Origin of the sequence: Nocardioides pinisoli, from assembly GCF_024199985.1 — a bacterium.
Lineage (GTDB): Bacteria > Actinomycetota > Actinomycetes > Propionibacteriales > Nocardioidaceae > Nocardioides > Nocardioides pinisoli.
Genome location: NZ_JANARS010000008.1, coordinates 1 through 17,313, shown reverse-complemented (window position 1 = coordinate 17,313; position 17,313 = coordinate 1). Strand labels below are relative to the sequence as shown.

Here is a 17,313-nt window from a genome sequence, read left to right as displayed (position 1 = left end):
GTCGGCGCCGTGGGCGCGCTCGGACGGTCGTGGCGGCGCCGTCAGTCACTGCGGCTGCCTCCCGTGTCGATCCAGCCAAACGACGCGCAGTCTATATTCTGCGTCGGTACTCTCGGCCACCCCGGCCGTCCAGCTCCAAGGAACTGCACATGAGCGATCGCCCCGCCCTCGACTTCGAGGCTGTCTGGGAGGTGGCGTCGACCATCCCGGGATGGCTCACGGAGGAGCAGGCGAAGCTGCTGTTCGACACTGCGCGCGACCTCTCGAGCGCCCCTCTCCTGCTTGAGATCGGCAGCCACCAAGGCAAGTCGACGATCGTGCTGGCCTCGGCCGCGCTGGCACAGGGTGGCCAGGTGGTCGCGGTCGACCCGTTCGTCGACGGTCGCCTCTTCGGCGGCGCTTCCACGAGGACCAAGTTCGAGAACAACCTGCGCGAGGCCGCGCTGGGTGACGCAGTCGAGCTGCTTCCTGAGTACAGCACTCGCGCCCGGCCGACGTGGACGCGTGACATCGACTACCTCTACATCGATGGCAAGCACGACTACTGGACGCTCGCAGACGACCTGAAGTGGGCCGAGCACCTTCCGGATGGAGCCCCCATCCTCGTCCACGACTGCTACTCCTCCATCGGGGTCACCCTTGGCGTCCTCGCCCACGTGCTGCCGTCCAGGACCATCCGCTACGAGCGCCGTTGCGGTTCGATGGCGCTGTTCCGCGTCGGCCGGCCCTCCTGGGAGGACCGACGTCGCATCCTGCGTGAGGTCCCCTGGTGGCTGCGCAACGTGCTCGTGAAGATCCTCCTACGACTCCGGCTGCGCCCCGTCGCCTCACGGCTGTTCGGGCACGAGGGACCGTACGACCCCTACTGACCGGCTCGAACCACCGGTCGCTCCGCTGTGCTTCCCAGACCGCAGACGCCAACCCAACTCGCGGGTAACCTAGCCTCATGCAGGCGGCGAACCCCGCGTCCCTCAGCGGACGTCACGTGGTGCTGTTCAACTGGCGCGACACCCAGAATCCCGAAGGAGGGGGGTCCGAGCGCTACGTCGAGGCGATGGCCCGTGGGTTGGTGCGCCACGGAGCCCACGCGACCGTCTTCTGCGCCGCACACGACCGTGCGCCCGCCGACGAAGTCGTCGACGGCGTCCGGTTCGTCCGGCGCGGCAACCACCTCGCGATCTATGTCATCGGCATGCTCCGCCTCGTCTTCGGCCGCTTCGGCAAGGTCGACCTCGTCGTCGACGTGCAGAACGGGTTGCCCTTCTTCACCCGGCTTGCGACCCGAGCGCCGGTCGTCGTCCTCGTCCACCACGTGCACCGGGAGCAGTGGCCCGTCGTCTACCCGGGCCTGCTGGGGCGGGTGGGCTGGTGGATCGAGCGAGCGCTCGCGCCGCGCCTCTACCGCCGTTCACAGTACGTCGCAGTCTCGCGAGCCACCCGAAGCGAGCTCATCAGCCTGGGCGTGGGTCGCGAACGGATCGCCGTCGTCCACAACGGTACTGATCCAGCGCCGGTGCTGGACGTGCCGCGCAGCACCTCCCCGCAGCTGTGCGTCCTGGGCCGCCTGGTCCCGCACAAGCAGGTCGAGCACGCCGTCGACGTCATCGTCGCCCTGCGCGCCGACCATCCCGACGCGACCCTCGTGGTCGTCGGCAACGGTTGGTGGGAGGAGTCCCTCCGGGCCTACGTCGCCGAGCGGGACGCCGGTGACGCCGTCACGTTCACCGGGCACGTCAGCGAGCAGGAGAAGCACGAGATCCTGGCCCGGTCCTGGGTCATGCTGCTGCCGTCGCTGAAGGAGGGCTGGGGCATCGTCATCGGCGAGGCCGGAAGCCACGGTGTCCCCACGATCGCCTACGCGTCAGCTGGCGGGACCCGGGAGTCGATCGACGACGGCACCTCCGGGCTGCTGGTCGACACCCCGGCCGAGCTCGTCGAGGCCGTTCGGTGGCTCGTGTCCGACACCGCCGAGCGCCGGCGACTGGGCAAGGGAGCGCGCGAGATGTCCCACACGTTCTCCTGGGCGCACTCCCAGGAGTCCTTCGCGCACGTCCTGTCCGACGTGCTGGCCGGCCGACGGGTCGCGGTCGAGGACCCCGACGGCCCCTGACCGGCACTCACCGGCCCCCGTGACCGGTCCCGGCAAACGCAGACGCGCCCGACCTGAGGTCGGACGCGTGGCGGGACCCGGGCGACGACGCCCGGGGACGGATCTACTCGGCAGCCTGCTGGTTGGTGCCGTAGTCCATGACGCTCTGGTCGGGCTGCGACGGGGCGCTGCTCACCGTGTTGACGACACCGAAGGTGGTGAGTCCGGCAAGCACGAGGCCGACGACGACCGCGACGATGCCACCGATCAATCCCTGCACGAATGTCTCCAGTTCACTAGACCGAACCAAACCGTAGCACCCCGTCACGCCTCCCGGCGCATTTGGCGTGAAGTGGTCCAGCGCCGGGTCGCCACCCGCAGGGCTGCCGCGGCCACCACGCCGCCCGCGAGCGCCCAGGCGCCCAGCAGCACCCCGAGCCGGACGGGCCGGCTCGAGACGGTCCCGGCCGGCTCGCTGGCGGGGTCGGGCAGCTCCCAGACGGTGAGCAGCTCCCCGTCGTGCAGCACCCGGGCACCGGGCAGCTCGGGGAGCGTGCCGTACGCCGGCGCGTCGAGGCCCTCGGCCGCCAGCGCGCGCGTGGCCTCGCGGTCGGCCACGACCCAGGCGATCCCCTCGCCGGCGAGGGCCCGCTCCAGGTCACGCCCCGTCATCGTCGCGAGGTCACGGGCCACGCGCCGGGCCCGAGCGTCCTCCCCCGCCACCTCGGTGCCCGACACGACCAAGGTGTCGCTCGCGAGGTAGTCGGCGGGGAGGTAGCGCCCGACCGGGTCGAGCGTGCGTCGGCCGTCGTTCCAGCCCGGCCGGCGGTAGGAGGTGAACGGCAGGGAGAGCACGTCGCCCTCGCGTCCGGCGCGCCGGCTCTCCTCGACGGCCCGCCGGGCGGCCTCGAAGTCGGCGGGGAGGTCGACGGCGTCGAGGCGTCCGGAGAGGCCCAGCGCGGCGTCGGGCATGAGCGTGACGGGCATCAGGACCAGGACGGTGCCCAGCACCGCGGCGGGCGTACGTGCGGGCACGGACGCCGTCAGCCGGGCGACGCCGCGTCCGAAGAGCACCGCCAGCAGCGGTGCCAGCAGGGCCAGGAACCGGGTGCCGTCGCGCACCAGTCCCCCGCCGGGCACGTGGCCGACGAGCCAACCCACGAGACCGGGCGCGACCGTCCCGGCCAGCGCGACCACCAGGCCGAGGGCTGCCGGGGCGGTGAGCGCCAGCCGGGCCTGCCGGCCCTCCGCACCGAGCCACGACCTCAGCCCGGCGCCGCAGACGGCGAGCACCAGCAGGAGTGAGACCAGACCCACCCAGCTCGTGCGCGAGGCCGGCACCACCTCCGCGTTCCAGATGCCTCCCAGACCGAGTGCGGCAGCCCAGGCGGGCAGGACGCCCTCGGCCTGCGCCGCGAAGAGCCGAACGGCCGCGGGGTCGCTCACCGTCCCCGTGCCGTGCAGTGCGCCCGCCGCGATCCACGGTGCGTTCACCGCGACGACGGAGGCCACCGTCCAGGCCGCCGCGCGAGCGGCGCTGCGGCCGTCCACCGCCACGCCCACGACGGCGTACAGCCCGGCGATGATGCCCCCGACCGGGTTCAGGCTCGCGAAGGCCAGCCAGAGCACCAGCTGCGGCAGGCACCTCTCGCCCGCAGCCAGGCGACGGGCGAGCAGGTGGATCCACGGCAGGGCGGCGTACGTCATCAGGAGCGGCCAGTGGCCGATGCCCAGCCGCTCGGCCACGAACGGGTTCCACACGTAGAAGGTCGACCCGGCGAGGGCGGCGAGGACGCCGGCACGTCCCAGCAGCCGCCAGGCACCGGTACCGGCCAGGACCAGCGCACCGACCAGCACCGCCTTCTGCAGCACCACGCCGGTGGTCACGTCGTCGAGCAGCGCCACCACCATGTCGGACGGGACCGCCCGCGGCAGGTTGGACCCCAGGCCGAGGAAGTCGCCGCGCACGGTGAGGTCGGGCACCCACACCATGTCGTAGGTCAGCACGAGACCCGGCGACAGCGCGCTGCCCAGCATCAGCAGCGCCAGCAGCGCGGACCACGCGACCGGGGCCAGGCGCAGCGCCCAGGCGCCGGTCGTTGTCCGCACGGGAGCACAGCCTAGGTGGTCGGTGCCGGCGCAGCCGGGCTTCCGACGGGGCGCGGCCGCCGACGGGTCCCGGGTCGGGACGGCCGTGCACCTAGGATGCCGCAGTGACCAGGCCGTCGACCGCGCACCCGCGCACCCTCGACGGCAGTGCTGTCGCCGTTGCCACCAGCGTCATGAACCTCGCCACCTACGGCTTCACGATGCTGGCGGCGCGCATCATGGGGCCGAGCGAGTACGGCGCGCTGGCCGCCTGCCTGAGCGTGCTCATCGTCGTCCAGGTGGGCGCCCTCGGCCTGCAGGCCACCGCAGCCCGCCGCATCGCCGTCGACCGCGACAACGTCGCCGCCATCGAGCAGTCGATCCTGTCGTTGTCGACCCGGGTGTCGCTCGTCCTCGGCCTCGTCGTGCTGGCGCTGTCACCGGTGGTCACGAGGATGCTCAACCTCGACGACGTGCTCACCGCCGTGATCCTCGCGTGCGCCGTCGTCCCGCTCACCTTGACGGGCGGCCAGGCAGGTGTGCTGCAGGGAGAGCGCAGGTGGGGCGCCCTCTCCGTGTTGTACCTCGCGAGCGGGATCCCTCGCCTCGTCGTCGGCACCGCGCTGATCCTCTGGCGCCCCGACGCCACCACGGCCGTCCTCGGCGTCGCCCTGGGTTACGCCTTCCCGGTGGCCGTCGGGTGGTGGGTGCTGCGCAGGCGTCGTACGCCCGAGACTGCGGCGCCCGAGCATTCGGCCCGGGCGATGCTGGTGGAGAGCACCCACAACGCCCAGGTGCTCTTCGTCTTCTTCGCCCTCTCCAGCGTCGACATCGTCATCGCCCGCAACGTGCTCGACGACCACGACGCGGGCCTCTACGCCGCCGGCCTGATCATGACGAAGGTGATGCTGTTCCTGCCTCAGTTCATCGTCGTGGTCGCGTTCCCGGACATGGCCTCGCCCGAGCATCGCAAGCGCGCCCTGGTCCGGAGCCTGGTCGCCATCGGCGCCATCGGAGCTCTCGCAGTCCTCGCCGCCGAGCTGTTGTCGGGCGTGGCGATGATCTTCGTGGGTGGCGCGGAGTTCGGCGAGGTCGAGGGACTGCTCTGGCTCTTCGCGACCCTCGGCACCGTGCTCGCCATGCTGCAGCTGCAGGTGTACGCCGTCCTGGCCAGGCAGGCGCGGCGCTCCGTGCTGCTCGTGTGGGCCGCATTGGCCGCGCTGGTCGCGCTGGGGCTCCAGGCCGACTCCGTCGCGGAGCTGGTGACGTCGGTCGTCGCCGTCGACACGACACTCCTCGTGGTGCTGACGCTCGCCAGCCTGCGGATCAACCGGGGGGCGCCCGTCCCGCCCGTCACGCCCACGCCGCCGGGCTGAGCGGCGGCCGCAACCGAGGCGGCCCGACCCGCTCAGTGAGCGGCGTCGTGCCAGCTGCGCCCGGTGCCGATGGACACGTCGAGCGGCACGGCAAGGTCGGCAGCGCCACCCATCTCGGCGCGCACGAGCGCGGCGAGCTCGTCGCCCTCCCCCGGCGCCACCTCGAAGACGAGCTCGTCGTGGACCTGGAGCAGCATGCGGGAGCGCAGGCCCTGCTCCGCCAGCGCCCGCTCGACGCCGAGCATGGCGACCTTGACGAGGTCGGCGGCCGAGCCCTGGATCGGCGCGTTGAGCGCCATCCGCTCGGCCATCTCGCGCCGTTGGCGGTTGTCGCTGGTCAGGTCGGGCAGGTAGCGGCGACGACCGAGGATGGTCTCGGTGAAGCCGGAGCGACGAGCCTCGTCGACGATGCCGCCGAGGTAGTCGCGGACGCCGCCGAACGTCTCGAAGTACTCGTCCATCAGCCCGCGGGCCTCGGAGGTGTCGATGCGCAGCTGTTGCGAGAGGCCGAACGCCGACAGGCCGTAGGCGAGGCCGTAGTTCATCGCCTTGATCTTGGCGCGCTGCTCGACGCTCACGTCCTCGGCGGCGACCCCGAAGACGCGGGCGGCGGTGATGGAGTGGAAGTCCTGGCCCGACCTGAACGCCTCGATGAGGAGGGCGTCCTCGGACAGGTGAGCCATGATCCGCATCTCGACCTGGCTGTAGTCGGCGGTCATCAGCGACTCGCCGCCCTCGCCGACGACGAAGCCCTCGCGGATCCGGCGACCGGCCTCGGTGCGGATCGGGATGTTCTGCAGGTTGGGGTCGGTGCTGGAGAGCCGGCCCGTGGCCGCGATGATCTGGTTGTAGGTCGTGTGGATGCGGCCGTCGGACGCGACGGTCTTGAGCAGGCCCTCCACCGTCTGGCGCAGCCGGATCACGTCGCGGTGGCGCAGCAGGTGCTGGAGGAAGGGGTGCGCGGTCTTCTCGAAGAGCTGCTGCAGCGCATCGGCATCGGTGGTGTAGCCGGTCTTGGTGCGCTTGGTCTTCGGCATGTCGAGCTCGTCGAAGAGGACCACCTGCAGCTGCTTGGGCGAGCCGAGGTTGATCTCCTTGCCGATGACGTCGTAGGCGTCGGTCGCTGCCGCCCGCACCTGGTCGCTGAACTCCGACTCCAGGCGCTCGAGGTAGTCGATGTCGACCGCGATGCCGACCTGCTCCATGCGGGCGAGGGTGCCGATGAGCGGGAGCTCGACCTCGCGCAGCAGACGGGTGCCGCCGTGCTCCTCGACCGCGTCGTCGAGCGCGTCCGCGAGGTCGAGGACGGCCCGAGCGGTGAGCATCGCGGTGTCACTGGCCGTCGTGTCGTCCATCGCGTCGAAGCTGAGCTGGTCAGCGTCGACGGTGTCCTGGCGCAGCTCGCGCTTGAGGTAGCGCAGGGTCAGGTCGGCGAGGTCGTAGGAGCGCTGGTCGGGCTGGACGAGGTACGCCGCGAGCGCGGTGTCGACCTCGAGGCCGGCGAGCGCCCACCCGCGCGCGGCCAGGGCGAGGCTCGGCCCCTTGGCGTCGTGGACGGCCTTGGGGCGGTCCGGGTCGGCCAGCCACGCCGCCACCGCCGCGTCGTCGTCGGGTCCGATGTCGGTCACGTCGATCCACGCCGCCTGCCCCTCGCGGGTCGCCACGGCGAGCGAGATGACCTCGCCCGTGCCGGCGCGCCAGCTGCCCTGGACGGACACCCCCACCCGTGTGCCGGCGGGCGCGTGCACGTCGAGCCACGCGGCGGCCTCGCCGGCGCCCAGGCGGCATCCGTCGAGCTCGAAGCCCGCCTCGGCCTCGGCGACGTCGCCCGGGTCGGGGTCGATCGTCTCGAGCAGCCGGGTGCGGAGCTCGCCGCGGAACTCCAGCTCGTCGAGGAGCTCGAGACCGGCGGTGCGGTCCCACGGCTGCCGGACCAGGCCCTCGGGACGCACCGGCAGCGTCAGGTCGCGCACCAGCGCGTTGAGCCGGCGGTTGCGGATGACGTCACCGAGGTGGGCGCGCAGCGCCTCCCCCTTCTTGCCGGTGATCTCGTCGGCGCGGGCGATGACGTTGTCGAGGCCGTCGAACTGGTTGATCCACTTGGCGGCGTAGCCCTGGCCGACACCCGGGACGCCCGGCAGGTTGTCGGACGTCTCCCCCACGATGGCCGCGAGCTCGGGGTAGCGGTGGGGCGGGACGCCGTACTTCTCCTGGACCGCGGCCGGGGTCAGCCGCGCCAGCTCGCTCACCCCGCGCATCGTGTAGAGCACGGTGGAGTCGTCGGTGACGAGCTGGATGGAGTCGCGGTCGCCGGTCATGATGAGGACCTGCATCCCCTCCGCGAGCGCCTGGGTGGCGAGGGTCGCGATGATGTCGTCGGCCTCGTAGCCCTCCATCGACAGGTGCTGGATGTGCAGCGCGTCGAGCACCCGCCGGATCAGGGGCAGCTGGCTGCCGAACTCGTCGGGGGTCTTGTTGCGCTTGGCCTTGTAGTCGCTGTACTCCTCGAGCCGGAAGGTCTGGCGCGACTTGTCGAACGCCACGGCGACGTGGGTCGGGGCCTCGTCGCGCAGCACGTTGACCAGCATCGAGGTGAAGCCGTAGACGGCGTTGGTGTGCTGCCCGGAGGCGGTCGCGAAGTTCTCCACGGGCAACGCGAAGAACGCGCGGTAGGCCAGCGAGTGGCCGTCCAGCAGGAGGAGGCGGGGGCGGGTGGGCTCGCTCGTCTCAGGCACCCGCCGACTCTAGCCGCCGCGACCGACACCGGCCGTGCCCAGCCCCGGCGCCGCCAGCGCGCCCCGCTCCGACAGAATGACGGCATGAGCGAGACACCCGACACCCCACCTGCGTCGCTGGCCGACCTGAGCGTCGAGGAGCTCGTCGCGTTCCTCCCCCAGGGCAACGGACGGCTCAACGACAAGATGGGCGTCCAGCTCGTCGAGGTGTCCGCGGAGCGGGTCGTGGCGACCATGCCGGTGGAGGGCAACACCCAGCCCTTCGGCCTCCTGCACGGCGGCGCGTCGGTCGTCCTGGCCGAGACCCTGGGCTCGATCGGGTCCGCCATCCACGCCTACCCGGCCAAGATCGCCGTCGGGGTGGACATCAACGCCACGCACCACCGCTCGGCCACGTCCGGCATCGTCACCGGCGTCGCGAGCGCCATCCACCTCGGCCGGTCGTCGACGTCGTACGACATCGCGATCACCGACGAGCAGGGCCGTCGCGTGTGCACCGCGCGCATCACCTGCGCGCTGCTCGACGCCCCGGCCGCCTGACCTCTGCCCGCCGGAGCCCGCCTCAGCCCGCCTCAGTCCGGCTCGCAGACACAGATCTGGAGCGCCGCGTCCGCGGTGAACGGCTCACGGGACCAGTCGCCGTGGCGTTCGACGAGCCGGAGGCCGCCGAGCGAGAGCAGCAGCGGCAGCTCTTGGGGGAAGATGCTCCGGATCTCGAGCGGAGCGACGAGGAAGTCGGCCTCGGTGTCGCTCGAGAAGTACCAGCTGCCGCGGGTCACCTGCGCGGCCGCGTCGTAGGTCTCGGCGACGTCGACGTGCACGACGCCACGGTCGGGGTCCACGTAGGACGACGCCTCGCGCCGGCGCCGTACCCCGTCGGCCAGGGCGAGCATGCGCACGCTGGGGTTGAAGACGTCGAGGACGAGCCGTCCCCCGGGCGCGAGGTGCCGTCGCACCGACCGGAGGCAGCCGACCAGCTCCTCCGAGGTCTGCAGGTGCAGCAGCGAGTTGGCGGCGATGACGACGAGGTCGAAGGTGCGGCCGAGGTCGAGCTCGCGCATGTCGCCCTGCACCCACTCCACCTCGACGCCTCGCTCGGCCGCCTTGCGCCGCGCCTCGCCGAGCATGGCCGGGGACCGCTCGAGGCCCGTGCACGGGTGGCCGTCGGCGGCGATCGGGATGAGCTTGTGCCCGGTGCCGCTCCCCAGCTCCAGCACGGACCCGCCGTGTCGGTCGGCCTCGGCCCGGTAGAACGCGACGGCGCGGTCGCCCCCGGGGAACAGCCGGTCGTAGAGCCTCGCGTCCGCGTAGAACTGGTCGCTCACATGTGGCACCCCCGTGCCGGTTCGTGCGCGGTCGGGCTCAGCCCGGGACGCGCTCGCGGCGGATCCGCCGGGCGGCCAGCACCCGGTCGATGCGCTGCCGGCTGGTCGCCGCGTGCGTCACCTGGCGCGACTGCGGCAGGCGGGCTCGTACGGCGCTGGTGGTGGCCGCGCGCAGCGTCGCCTGCGGCGAGAAGGACAGGCGCGCCATGAAGCGGTTGGCGTCGCGCGCCTCTGCGGCCGCAGCCGTCTGGACGTGGCTGATGCCGTGCTGCTCGGCGAAGCGGCAGGCCGCCTCGATCAGCGCGCTGCCGACGCCCTTGCGGCGGAACTGCGAGAAGACGTGCGGCGAGACCGCCAGGACGGCCGGCTCGAGGTTGAGGGGGGTGAAGGTCGTCGCCTCGAGGTAGACCGCGCCGGCGAGCTCGCCGTCGACCTCGGCCACGACGACGCACCGGTCCTCGCGCGCGTCGGCGTCGGCCACGATCCCGGCCACGTCGGCCAGCTGCTCGTCGAGCGCGCCGCGGCGCAGGATGTCGCTCCACAGCTCACGCAGGGAGGGAACGTCCGCGGCCGCAGCCGCGCGTACGGTCACCGGCGTCCGACTCATCGACCCACCACTTCCTCGAGCACCCACCGTGGCCCCCTGCCGCCCTCTCGCGGCACCACGCCGGGACAGACCATATCCCCGTTGCCGGGATCAGGCTACGCCGAGGTAGGCCTCTCGCACCGAGGGATCGTCGAGGAGCTCGGTGCCGCTGCCGGTCTTGACGATCCGGCCGGTCTCCAGCACGTAGGCCCGGTCGCTGCGGGTGAGCGCCTGCTTGGCGTTCTGCTCGACGACCAGGATCGTGGTGCCTTGCTGCGAGATCTCGGTGATGATGTCGAAGATCTGCTGGATCAGCATCGGCGCCAGGCCCATCGACGGCTCGTCGAGCATCAGCAGCTTGGGCCGCGACATCAGCGAGCGCCCGATCGCCAGCATCTGCTGCTCGCCACCCGACATCGTGCCCGCGACCTGCTTCTTGCGCTCGAGGAGCCGCGGGAAGAGGCCGAAGACGCGGTCGTAGTCCTCGTCGAGGGCGTCCTTGTCCTTGCGGGTGTAGGCACCCATGTTGAGGTTCTCGGTGACCGTCATGCCGGGGAAGATCCCGCGACCCTCGGGGCACAGGACGAGGCCCTTGCGCAGACGCTGGTCGGCGCGCAGCTTGGTGACGTCCTCGCCGTCGAACACGACCGAGCCCGAGGAGAGCCCGCGCACACCGGACAGCGCGCGCATCGTCGAGGTCTTGCCGGCGCCATTGGCGCCGATCAGGGAGACCACCTCGCCCTCGGCCACCTCCACGCTGATGCCGTGGAGCGCCTCGATCTTGCCGTAGCTGAGCACGGCGTCCTTCATCTCAAGCAGCATCGTCGGGCTCTCCCAGGTAGGCGGCGATGACCTTCGGGTTGCGGGCGACCTCGTCAGGGGTGCCCTCGGCGATCTTCTGGCCGAACTCGAGGACGATGATCCGGTCGGTGACGCCGAGGACCAGCTTCATGTCGTGCTCGATGACCAGCACCGTGTGCCCGAGGTCGCGGATGCGGCGGATGAGGTCCATGAGGTCCTCCTTCTCCGCGGGGTTGAAGCCGGCGGCCGGCTCGTCGAGGCAGAGCAGCTCGGGCTCGGTGGCCAGCGCGCGGGCGATCTCGAGGCGTCGCTGGTAGCCGTAGGGCAGGTTGCGCGACAGCTCGTGGGCCCGGTCGGCGATGCCGACGAACTTCAGCAGCTCCATGGCCTTGATGCGGCCCCCGCGCTCCTCCATGGTGTGACGGCTGATGCCGAACACCCTGGCGAAGCCCCGCCTGAGCGGGTTGGTGGGCAGCTGCTCCTCCGTCGGCCGCACCCGGTAGGCACGGAACAGCGCGCCGAGCACGCTGGTCTTGTGCCGCGCGTCGCAGCCGACCAGGACGTTCTCCAGGGCCGACATCTCCGGGAAGAGGCGGATGTTCTGGAACGTCCGGGCGATGCCGAGCTGGTTGATCTTGTGCGGCTTCGTGCCGCTGATCACCTTGCCGTTGAAGCGCACCTCGCCGGAGGTGGGGGTGTAGACGCCCGTCATGACGTTGAAGCAGGTTGTCTTGCCGGCACCGTTGGGCCCGATCAGGCCGAGGATCTCCCCCCGCTTGATCGAGAAGTCGACGTCGTTGAGCGCGACCACGCCGCCGAAGCGCAGCGTGACGTGGTCGATCTCGAGCAGCGTCTCCCCCTGGGGGCCGACGTGGATGCTGAGCGCTTCGTGGTCGGAGGTGTCCGGGGCGACCGTGGTCGCGCCCCCCACGGTCGTCTCGTGCGCGGTGTTGTCAGGCATCGGCGGCAGCCTCCTCGGCTTCGACCTTGCGGTCCTCGAATTCTCGTGCCCTGCGTCTGCTCGGCACCAGTCCCTGCGGGCGCATGATCATGACGACCACGAGGGCCACGCCGAACGCGAACGGGCGCCACTCCTGGAACTCGCGGAACCGTTCGGGCAGGTAGGTGAGCAGGAACGCGCCGAGCAGTACGCCGTAGATGTTGCCCGAGCCGCCGATGACGACCATCGCGACGAACAGGAACGACAGGTTGACCATGAACGCGTTGGGCTCGACGTACTGCTGCTTGCTGCCGAACAGCAGGCCGGCGAGTCCACCGACCGAGGCGCCGATGGCGAACGCCCACAGCTTGAACTTGAAGGCGGCCACGCCCATGATCGCGGCGGCGTCCTCGTCCTCGCGGATGGCGAGCCACGCACGACCCACCCGACTGTGCTCGAGGCGGAAGGCCAGCCAGATGATGATGATGAGGATGGTCAGCGCCAGCCAGTACCACCGCTCGGCGTCCACGGTGTTGAAGAAGGAACGACCGTCGATCTCCGGACCGGGCGGGGTGGGCACGTTGGTGATGCCCGTGGCGCCGTTGGTCACGTTGTCGAGGTTGCGGGCGGTGATGCGGATGATCTCGCCGAAGCCCAGCGTGACGATAGCCAGGTAGTCGCCGCGCAGGCGCAGGGTGGGGGCACCCAGGATCACGCCGGCGATCAGCGACATGGCGATGGCGATCGGGATGCAGGCGGCGAACGGCACCGCCCACGTCTCGGACAGGCCGAACCTGCTCTGCAGGGCCTCCACCACCGGCGACGACGGCGAGCCGAACAGGGCGATCGAGTAGGCGCCCAACGCGTAGAAGCCGACGTAGCCGAGGTCGAGCAGACCTGCGAAGCCGATCACCACGTTGAGCCCGACGGCGACGATCATGTAGACGACGACGAGGAACAGCACGCTGGCCCAGTCGGAGCCTCGGGACGTCAGGTCCGTGCGGACGTAGGCGAACGGCAGGATGTTGAGGAACGGCAGGTAGAACGCGAACGCGATCACCAGCAGCAGGCCGACCTTGCGCACCCAGGCGGGGGCAGCGGCCATGCGGTCACGCAGCTTGAGGCCGCGATACGTGTCGAGGATCTGGCTCATGCGCGTGCCTTTCCGAGCGACTCGCCCAGCAGTCCGGTCGGGCGGAACATCAAGATGACCACGAGGACGACGAAGGCCGTCACGTTGGCCCACTCCGAGCTCCAGACCGTCGAGGCGTAGACCTCGGCGATGCCGAGCAGGAGACCGCCCACGAGGGCACCTCGTAGGTTGCCGATGCCGCCGAGGACGGCGGCGGTGAAGGCCTTGAGGCCGATGATGAAGCCGATGTCGAACTTCGTGATGTCGTACTGGATCGTGTAGAGCAGCGCGGCCACTCCGGCCATGGCGCCACCGAGGACGAAGACCAGCATGATCACGCGGTTCTGGTTGACGCCCATGAGGGAGGCGGTGTCGGGGTCCTGCGCCACGGCGCGGACGCCGCGACCGAGGCGGCTCTTGTTCACGAACGTGTCGAGCGCGAGCATCATCAGGACGGCGCCCACGATGATGATCACGCGGGTGTTGGTGATGGTCAGGTCGATCCCCGGGATGGTGAACAGCTCCTTCGTCTCCAGGACGGAGGGGATGTTGACCGTGACGCGACCGAACGGCGGGCCGAAGAAGACCTCGAACACCTGGCCGAAGAGCTCCACCAGCACCATCGAGCACCCGATGCCGGTGATGAGGAAGATCAGGGGCGGCGCGCCCTTCTTGCGCAGCGGCCGGTAGGCGATGCGTTCGACGGCGAGCGCTGTGCCCGCCGAGGCGATCATGGCTCCCACCAGGGCCAGGAGGGTGGCCGCGATGACCATGCCCAGGCCCGCGCCGGCGGACACGCCGAGGACGGTGTAGACACCCAGGACGGTCCAGGTGCCCACCATGAACACCTCGGAGTGGGCGAAGTTGATCAGCTTCATCACGCCGTACACCATGGTGTAGCCGAGCGCGACGAGCGCGTAGATGGATCCGCGGGTGATGCCGTCCAGTGTGTGACGGTCCAACCCGCTGATCAGGGCATCGAAGTCCAACTCAGGGCCCTCCCTGGTCGAGGCCCTGCTCGGGCCATGGATCGGGGGCGGCCGGGCAAAAGCCGACCGCCCCCGTCGAACAATGGTCAATCCGTGTGGATCAGGGCGTGACCTCGACATCGGGAACCAGGGTGCCACCCTCGTTCTTGTAGGCCCAGTAGGAGACGTTCTCCTGCGGGACGTCGCCGTTCTCGTCGAAGGCGATCTCCTTGCTGAGACCCTCGCCGGTGTAGTCGTCGACGAACGCCTCGACGTCCTCGCGGGTGCGGGCACCGTCGTCGAGGGCGGCCAGGAAGACGCTCATCGCGTCGTAGCCCTCGGCGGCGTAGGCGCCCGGCGCCTGGCCGAACTCCTCCTCGTAGTCGGCCGCGAAGGTGCTGTCCTCCTCGATCGGAGCGCAGGGGCACATCACGACCGCACCCTCGCCCGCCGCGCCGACGGCGTTGCCGAAGTCGGCGCCGTAGAGGCCGTCGCCACCGACGAACGGGGCGTCGATGCCGGCGTCACGCATCTGCTTCAGCAGCGGCGCGGCCTCGGCGATGTAGCCACCGTAGAAGACGGCGTCGGGCTGGGCCGACTCCATCTTGGAGATGGTCGGAGCGAAGTCGGTCTGGCCGACCTCGGTCTTGTCGCGCTGGACCATCTTGTCGCCGAGGGTCTCCTCGACGCGGTCGGCCAGCGGCTCGCCGTAGGCCTCGGAGTTGTCGACCACGAACACCTTGCTCGCGCCGACCTCGTCGGTGAGGTAGTTGGCGATCGCCGCGCCCTGGTAGTCGTCGTAGGGGACGAGGCGGTGGAAGACGTCGACCTGGTCCTCCTGCGTGAGGTCGGTCGCGGTGGCCGACTGGCTCACCATCGTCACGCCGGCGTCGGCGTAGATGCTCTTGGTCGCACGGGTCTCACCCGAGAACGCGCCACCGATGACACCGATGAAGGTGTCGTCGCCCGCGATCTGGGTCGCGACGGGCGTCGCCTTGGCGGGGTCGCCCTCGGTGTCGAACTTCTCGAGGGTCACCTCGCATTCGTCGTTGTCCCACTGCTTGAGCGCGAGCTCGGCGCCGTCGACGGACGGGAGGACGATGCTGGCGTTGGCGCCCGAGAGGGCACCCATCACGCCGATCTTGAAGTTGCAGTCCTCGCCGGACGCGTCGCCGCCACCATCGGTGTCGGTCGTTCCGCATGCGCTGAGCACCAGACCGGCAACGGACGCCATGGCGGCGGCCTGCCACGTCTTGGATGAGCGGATCATGGACCCTCCGTAGTTCTCTGGGCTGTCCACCTCGGCAGCCTCGTGGCGGGAACCTAACACTCAGCGTGTGGCCCAGGACACGATTGCGCGGCCTGAGTCTCCTGCCGTTGCCGTTTCGTGACCAACCGGTCTGTACCGGAAACCAGCATGAAACATCGCGCGCGACAGACCTTGACCAGACCTTGACGGATCACCGCCCAGGACCGGGTGGCGACGAGGGCCGGAGTGGGTCAGGATCGGGTCGCGGATCCCCCAGCATCGCCGCCGAGCCCGGCGACGCCGTGCTCCACCACGCCGTCGGCGACCTGCTTCATCGACAGGCGCAGGTCCATCGCGGTCTTCTGGATCCAGCGGAAGGCGTCAGGCTCGCTCAGACCGAGCTTCTCCTGCAGCACGCTCTTGGCGCGGTCCACCGACTTCCGCGTCGCCAGCGACTCCTGGAGGTCGGAGACCTCACGCTCGAGGACCGTGATCTCGGCGAAGCGGCTCACCGCCATCTCGATGGCCGGCACGAGGTCACCACGCTGGAACGGCTTGACGAGGTAGGCCATCGCCCCGGCGTCGCGGGCCCGCACCACGAGGTCGCGCTGGGAGAAGGCGGTGAGGATGACGACCGGGGCGATCCGCTCCCCCGCGATCGTCTCCGCCGCCGCGATGCCGTCGAGCACGGGCATCTTGACGTCGAGGATCACCAGGTCGGGCTGCAGCTCGCGCGCGAGCTCGATCGCCCGCTTGCCGTCGCCGGCCTGGCCCACGACGTCGTAGCCCTCCTCGGCCAGCATCTCGGCGAGATCCATCCGGATGAGCGCCTCGTCCTCGGCGATCACGACACGGCGTACGTCTGCGGCGGGGCTGGTGTCCACGGGCTGCGTCACGGTCGCAAGGCTAGTTCGGATAGGGTTCCGACGCCGATTCCGCCCCGGTAGCCCAACGGCAGAGGCGATGCTCTCAAACAGCATTCAGTGTGAGTTCGAATCTCACCCGGGGCACTTCTCGCGACATGGGTGTCAGTGGTCAGCGCCACAGTGACCTGCATGTACTCGGTTCTGGAACGTTCCCGTGCGGTCGAGCTGGTGTCGGCAGGCGCGACCCTGAGCGCCGCGAGCCGAACGATGGGAATCGCCAGGTCGACCATCCGGTCGTGGGTGTCGAGCACGCCGCGAGTCGACCCAGGATGCGTCGTCTGCCGAGGGGCCGTCCCTTGGCCGGGTAGTGGCTACTCAGCGCTGCTCGGCTTCTACCTGGGCGACGGATGCGTCTCTTCCCATGGCGCACACACCACGCTCCGCATTGCCTGCGACACCGTTCTCACGGGGATCGTGACCGACGTGTCAGCACTAGTGGGGTCGCTCCAGCCGGGCGGCGTGTTCACCGTCAGCGCGCCGGGCACGACAGTGGTCCAGAGCAACTGGAAGCACTGGCCGTGCCTTTTCCCCCAGCACGGTCCGGGACGCAAGCACGAGCGCCTCATCGCCTTGGAGCCGTGGCAGACCGAGATGGTGATCGCGTTCCCCGGCGCGTTCCTACGCGGCCTCTTCCACTCTGACGGAGCACGGGTCAACAACTGGGCAACCAGGACGGTCGGCGGCGTGAAGCGTCGCTACGACTACCCCCGCTGGCAGTTCAGCAACCGCTCCGAGGACATCATCGGTCTCTGCTGCTGGGCTCTCGACCTCGCAGACGTCGCGTGGCGGCGATCAGGGCCATGGACGGTGTCGGTCTCCCGGAAGGAGGCCGTTGCCCGGCTTGATGCCCTCATCGGGCCGAAGTGCTGACTGATACCTCCTCGTGGGAGTCGACAGCACCGATGGTGGTGCTGATCGTCGTCTTCTCAAGGAGGTGCCCGGATGCGGTTCGTTGGCGGTGAGGGGCAGGCCGGCTTCCTGCGTGTGATGGATCGAGCAGGGCCGGCCCGGACATTGCTGGTCGGCGTCGACGTCGGCAAGTTCGATGCGCTCGCACTGGTCGCTGATGGTCGTGGCGAGCTCCTCGCAGAGCCGGTG

At 70.4% G+C, this 17,313-nt stretch carries 16 protein-coding genes and 1 tRNA gene; 6 read left to right on the top strand and 11 right to left on the bottom strand.

Going from position 1 to position 17,313, the window contains the following annotated elements; genetic code table 11:
- The first annotated feature begins 149 nt into the window (after positions 1-149).
- Together NCI01_RS17260 and NCI01_RS17255 are read left to right on the top strand one after the other, a co-directional pair.
- Positions 150-869, top strand: coding sequence for a class I SAM-dependent methyltransferase (locus NCI01_RS17260; RefSeq protein ID WP_254182729.1), 720 nt, complete (start codon positions 150-152; stop codon positions 867-869).
- Positions 870-946: 77 nt separating this feature from the next.
- Positions 947-2,110: a glycosyltransferase family 4 protein gene (locus NCI01_RS17255; RefSeq protein ID WP_254182728.1), complete on the top strand. Its 1,164-nt coding sequence runs from the start codon at positions 947-949 to the stop codon at positions 2,108-2,110.
- A 103-nt stretch (positions 2,111-2,213) separates the two neighbouring features.
- Here the strand turns inward: NCI01_RS17255 and NCI01_RS17250 are convergent, their stop codons facing one another.
- On the bottom strand, positions 2,214-2,369 hold the full coding sequence (locus NCI01_RS17250; RefSeq protein WP_254182727.1) for a DUF2613 family protein: 156 nt from the start codon (positions 2,367-2,369) through the stop codon (positions 2,214-2,216).
- 44 nt (positions 2,370-2,413) lie between these two features.
- Positions 2,414-4,198 carry an MmpA family trehalose lipid delivery protein gene (locus NCI01_RS17245; protein ID WP_254182726.1) on the bottom strand — a complete coding sequence of 595 codons (1,785 nt, stop codon included), beginning with the start codon at positions 4,196-4,198 and terminating at the stop codon, positions 2,414-2,416.
- Between the two features lie 104 nt (positions 4,199-4,302).
- Between NCI01_RS17245 and NCI01_RS17240 the strand changes: the two genes are divergently transcribed.
- Positions 4,303-5,553, top strand: coding sequence for a lipopolysaccharide biosynthesis protein (locus NCI01_RS17240; RefSeq protein WP_254182725.1), 1,251 nt, complete (start codon positions 4,303-4,305; stop codon positions 5,551-5,553).
- 32 nt (positions 5,554-5,585) lie between these two features.
- Here the strand turns inward: NCI01_RS17240 and polA are convergent, their stop codons facing one another.
- The gene (gene polA / locus NCI01_RS17235; protein ID WP_254182724.1) at positions 5,586-8,288 is read right to left on the bottom strand and encodes a DNA polymerase I; all 2,703 of its coding nucleotides are present in this window, start codon (positions 8,286-8,288) and stop codon (positions 5,586-5,588) included.
- Between the two features lie 84 nt (positions 8,289-8,372).
- Here polA and NCI01_RS17230 point away from each other — a divergent pair, with 84 nt between their 5' ends.
- Complete coding sequence (locus NCI01_RS17230) at positions 8,373-8,828, top strand: hotdog fold thioesterase (RefSeq protein WP_254182723.1); 456 nt, start codon at positions 8,373-8,375, stop codon at positions 8,826-8,828.
- 32 nt (positions 8,829-8,860) lie between these two features.
- Here the strand turns inward: NCI01_RS17230 and NCI01_RS17225 are convergent, their stop codons facing one another.
- The 8 genes from NCI01_RS17225 to NCI01_RS17190 all read right to left on the bottom strand — a co-directional run bounded on the left by NCI01_RS17225 (position 8,861) and on the right by NCI01_RS17190 (position 16,185).
- Positions 8,861-9,613, bottom strand: a complete 753-nt coding sequence (locus NCI01_RS17225) for a class I SAM-dependent methyltransferase (protein ID WP_254182722.1) — start codon at positions 9,611-9,613, stop codon at positions 8,861-8,863.
- A gap of 37 nt (positions 9,614-9,650) precedes the next feature.
- Positions 9,651-10,220, bottom strand: coding sequence for a GNAT family N-acetyltransferase (locus tag NCI01_RS17220; protein ID WP_254182721.1), 570 nt, complete (start codon positions 10,218-10,220; stop codon positions 9,651-9,653).
- Between the two features lie 90 nt (positions 10,221-10,310).
- The gene (locus tag NCI01_RS17215; RefSeq protein ID WP_254182720.1) at positions 10,311-11,021 is read right to left on the bottom strand and encodes an ABC transporter ATP-binding protein; all 711 of its coding nucleotides are present in this window, start codon (positions 11,019-11,021) and stop codon (positions 10,311-10,313) included.
- Positions 11,011-11,961 (bottom strand): ABC transporter ATP-binding protein, encoded by a 951-nt coding sequence (locus NCI01_RS17210; RefSeq protein WP_254182719.1) that lies wholly within the window; start codon positions 11,959-11,961, stop codon positions 11,011-11,013. Before NCI01_RS17210 ends, NCI01_RS17215 begins: the two co-directional genes overlap by 11 nt.
- Positions 11,954-13,093, bottom strand: a complete 1,140-nt coding sequence (locus NCI01_RS17205; RefSeq protein WP_254182718.1) for a branched-chain amino acid ABC transporter permease — start codon at positions 13,091-13,093, stop codon at positions 11,954-11,956. The genes NCI01_RS17210 and NCI01_RS17205 overlap by 8 nt, the downstream gene beginning before the upstream one ends.
- Positions 13,090-14,061: a branched-chain amino acid ABC transporter permease gene (locus NCI01_RS17200; RefSeq protein ID WP_254182717.1), complete on the bottom strand. Its 972-nt coding sequence runs from the start codon at positions 14,059-14,061 to the stop codon at positions 13,090-13,092. The genes NCI01_RS17205 and NCI01_RS17200 overlap by 4 nt, the downstream gene beginning before the upstream one ends.
- Before the next feature lie 100 nt (positions 14,062-14,161).
- Positions 14,162-15,310: a branched-chain amino acid ABC transporter substrate-binding protein gene (locus NCI01_RS17195; RefSeq protein ID WP_254182716.1), complete on the bottom strand. Its 1,149-nt coding sequence runs from the start codon at positions 15,308-15,310 to the stop codon at positions 14,162-14,164.
- A gap of 230 nt (positions 15,311-15,540) precedes the next feature.
- The gene (locus NCI01_RS17190; RefSeq protein WP_308213231.1) at positions 15,541-16,185 is read right to left on the bottom strand and encodes an ANTAR domain-containing response regulator; all 645 of its coding nucleotides are present in this window, start codon (positions 16,183-16,185) and stop codon (positions 15,541-15,543) included.
- Positions 16,186-16,226: 41 nt separating this feature from the next.
- Here NCI01_RS17190 and NCI01_RS17185 point away from each other — a divergent pair.
- Together NCI01_RS17185 and NCI01_RS17180 are read left to right on the top strand one after the other, a co-directional pair.
- Positions 16,227-16,299: transfer RNA gene (locus NCI01_RS17185), tRNA-Leu, on the top strand.
- Positions 16,300-16,344: 45 nt separating this feature from the next.
- Complete coding sequence (locus NCI01_RS17180) at positions 16,345-17,085, top strand: helix-turn-helix domain-containing protein (protein WP_254182715.1); 741 nt, start codon at positions 16,345-16,347, stop codon at positions 17,083-17,085.
- Positions 17,086-17,313 lie beyond the last annotated feature (228 nt).